The 255-nt window shown below is 78.8% G+C and carries 1 protein-coding gene; it reads left to right on the top strand.

The window, feature by feature from the left end:
- A partial coding sequence (locus LPA42_RS33595; protein ID WP_228987160.1) for a polyketide synthase dehydratase domain-containing protein occupies window positions 1-255 on the top strand: 255 nt, incomplete at both ends.

Genomic DNA, 255 nt, shown 5'->3' with positions numbered 1-255 from the left:
ATGGTGCTGCTCACCGGCCGGCTGTCCCTGGCCACCCACGGCTGGCTCGCCGACCACGCCGTCTCCGGCGTCGTCGTGGTGCCCGGCGCGGCCCTGGTCGAGCTGGTCGTGCGGGCCGGCGACGAGGGCGGCGCGTCCCGGGTGCGGGAGTTGACCGTCGCCACCCCGCTGACCCTGCCCGAGGCCGGCGGCGTCCGCGTGCAGGTGCGCGTCGGCGCGGCCGACGACACCGGCGCCCGTGCGGTGACCGTGCAC

Origin of the sequence: Micromonospora sp. DH13 (assembly GCF_020873825.1) — a bacterium.
Taxonomy (GTDB): domain Bacteria; phylum Actinomycetota; class Actinomycetes; order Mycobacteriales; family Micromonosporaceae; genus Micromonospora; species Micromonospora haikouensis.
The sequence above is the reverse complement of the archived record's forward strand: the minus strand, read 5'-3'. Positions and strand labels throughout refer to the sequence as shown.